The sequence below is a fragment of the Sporosarcina sp. FSL K6-6792 genome (assembly GCF_038004885.1).
GTDB lineage: Bacteria > Bacillota > Bacilli > Bacillales_A > Planococcaceae > Sporosarcina > Sporosarcina psychrophila.
This window is the reverse complement of the sequence record NZ_JBBOSA010000001.1, coordinates 3122501-3125000: the sequence shown is the minus strand read 5'-3', so window position 1 is coordinate 3125000 and position 2500 is coordinate 3122501. Positions and strand designations below refer to the sequence as shown.

Below are 2500 nucleotides of genomic sequence, written 5' to 3'. Positions count from 1 at the left end.
CCGGAGTTATCCCCATCTGTAGGGCAGGTTGCCCACGTGTTACTCACCCGTCCGCCGCTAAAATCAGAGAGCAAGCTCTCATCATTCCGCTCGACTTGCATGTATTAGGCATGCCGCCAGCGTTCGTCCTGAGCCAGGATCAAACTCTCCATAATAGAAGAAAATGAATAGCTCATTTCTTGCTGACTCGAATCCGAAGATTCTTGTGTGTGTTTCTTTTCAACCAACCGAAGCCGATTTAATTAGAAACGTTTTGCTCAAGTGCGTTAGCACTTTCGCTGTGTTTCATTGACGTTTTGCTGTTCAGTTTTCAAGGTTCATAAGTGGAGCCTAGCGGGATCGAACCGCTGACCTCCTGCGTGCAAGGCAGGCGCTCTCCCAGCTGAGCTAAGGCCCCAATATAATTGAGGATTATTTAAACAAGAAATCTATTTAAAAATCTTAATGGTCGGGAAGACAGGATTCGAACCTGCGACCCCTTGGTCCCAAACCAAGTGCTCTACCAAGCTGAGCTACGTCCCGAATAATTATAAAGTTTAAAAATATAATGGTGCGCCCGGCAGAAGTCGAATCCACAACCTCCTGATCCGTAGTCAGGTGCTCTATCCAATTGAGCTACGAGCGCATATAATAATAGTGTTAAAAAAATTGGTATTTGGTGCCGAGAACCGGAATCGAACCGGTACGGTAGTCACCTACCGCAGGATTTTAAGTCCTGTGCGTCTGCCAGTTCCGCCACCCCGGCATGTAAATGGAGCGGAAGACGGGATTCGAACCCGCGACCCCGACCTTGGCAAGGTCGTATTCTACCACTGAACTACTTCCGCATTATAAGTGCGGGTAAAGGGAGTCGAACCCCCACGCCCGAAGGCACTAGATCCTAAGTCTAGCGCGTCTGCCAGTTCCGCCATACCCGCAATATAAAATTATAACTGAAAAGTCATAAAAATGGTGAGCCATGCAGGATTCGAACCTGCGACCCTCTGATTAAAAGTCAGATGCTCTACCAACTGAGCTAATGGCTCGAAAAGTGGTGCCGGAGAAAGGACTTGAACCCTCAACCTACTGATTACAAGTCAGTTGCTCTACCAGTTGAGCTACTCCGGCTAATAAATTTCGCTATAAAATAATATGGTGGAGGATGACGGGCTCGAACCGCCGACCCCCTGCTTGTAAGGCAGGTGCTCTCCCAGCTGAGCTAATCCTCCTGGGTATAAGTTAGATAATAATAAACTACTTGTCCTTTTGAACATCTATGTAATGAATGTACAAGCCCGGCGACGTCCTACTCTCACAGGGGGAAACCCCCAACTACCATCGGCGCTGAAGAGCTTAACTTCCGTGTTCGGGATGGGAACGGGTGTGACCTCTTCGCAATCGTCACCAGACTTTTGTCATCTTTCTCAAGAGACATTATTCATTATATCATATAGGAAATATAATTGCAAGTACTTTTTTTGTGAACGGTACTTATTCGCTCAAAACTGAATAAAACAGACATTGTGCTACATGAATCAGGGTAATCAAGCCCTTTTCAAAATTGGTTAAGTCCTCGATCGATTAGTATCCGTCAGCTCCACACGTCGCCGTGCTTCCACCCCAGACCTATCAACCTCATCTTCTTTGAGGGATCTTACTTACTTGCGTAATGGGAAATCTCATCTCGAGGGGGGCTTCATGCTTAGATGCTTTCAGCATTTATCCCGTCCATACATAGCTACCCAGCGATGCCTTTGGCAAGACAACTGGTACACCAGAGGTATGTCCATCCCGGTCCTCTCGTACTAAGGACAGCTCCTCTCAAATTTCCTGCGCCCGCGACGGATAGGGACCGAACTGTCTCACGACGTTCTGAACCCAGCTCGCGTACCGCTTTAATGGGCGAACAGCCCAACCCTTGGGACCGACTACAGCCCCAGGATGCGATGAGCCGACATCGAGGTGCCAAACCTCCCCGTCGATGTGGACTCTTGGGGGAGATAAGCCTGTTATCCCCGGGGTAGCTTTTATCCGTTGAGCGATGGCCCTTCCATGCGGAACCACCGGATCACTAAGCCCGTCTTTCGACCCTGCTCGACTTGTAGGTCTCGCAGTCAAGCTCCCTTATGCCTTTGCACTCTACGAATGATGTCCAACCATTCTGAGGGAACCTTTGGGCGCCTCCGTTACTCTTTAGGAGGCGACCGCCCCAGTCAAACTGCCCGCCTGACACTGTCTCCTGCCCCGATAAGGGGCATGGGTTAGAAGTCCAATACAGCCAGGGTAGTATCCCACCAACGCCTCATCCGAAGCTAGCGCTCCGGAATCCAAGGCTCCTACCTATCCTGTACAGGCTGCACCGGAATTCAATATCAGGTTACAGTAAAGCTCCACGGGGTCTTTCCGTCCTGTCGCGGGTAACCTGCATCTTCACAGGTATTATAATTTCACCGAGTCTCTCGTTGAGACAGTGCCCAGATCGTTACGCCTTTCGTGCGGGTCGGAACTTACCCGACAAGGA

Annotated in this window: 9 tRNA genes and 3 rRNA genes (2 of these 12 cut by a window edge); all 12 read right to left on the bottom strand. The window is 49.6% G+C overall.

Annotation, left to right across the window (positions count from 1 at the left end):
- Window positions 1–155: ribosomal RNA gene (locus MKZ26_RS15250) — 16S ribosomal RNA — on the bottom strand; it reaches 1397 nt to the left of the window's first position.
- Between the two features lie 169 nt (window positions 156–324).
- Window positions 325–397, bottom strand: a tRNA-Ala gene (locus MKZ26_RS15245).
- Window positions 398–445: 48 nt separating this feature from the next.
- Window positions 446–522 (bottom strand) — tRNA-Pro (locus MKZ26_RS15240).
- Between the two features lie 26 nt (window positions 523–548).
- Window positions 549–625, bottom strand: a tRNA-Arg gene (locus MKZ26_RS15235).
- Between the two features lie 31 nt (window positions 626–656).
- A tRNA-Leu gene (locus MKZ26_RS15230) sits at window positions 657–745 on the bottom strand.
- A gap of 7 nt (window positions 746–752) precedes the next feature.
- Window positions 753–827, bottom strand: a tRNA-Gly gene (locus tag MKZ26_RS15225).
- 8 nt (window positions 828–835) lie between these two features.
- Window positions 836–917: transfer RNA gene (locus tag MKZ26_RS15220), tRNA-Leu, on the bottom strand.
- A gap of 32 nt (window positions 918–949) precedes the next feature.
- Window positions 950–1025, bottom strand: a tRNA-Lys gene (locus MKZ26_RS15215).
- A gap of 6 nt (window positions 1026–1031) precedes the next feature.
- Window positions 1032–1107: transfer RNA gene (locus tag MKZ26_RS15210), tRNA-Thr, on the bottom strand.
- Window positions 1108–1132: 25 nt separating this feature from the next.
- Window positions 1133–1208: transfer RNA gene (locus MKZ26_RS15205), tRNA-Val, on the bottom strand.
- 64 nt (window positions 1209–1272) lie between these two features.
- Window positions 1273–1388: ribosomal RNA gene (gene rrf, locus MKZ26_RS15200) — 5S ribosomal RNA — on the bottom strand.
- A gap of 152 nt (window positions 1389–1540) precedes the next feature.
- Window positions 1541–2500: ribosomal RNA gene (locus tag MKZ26_RS15195) — 23S ribosomal RNA — on the bottom strand; it runs 1972 nt beyond the window's last position.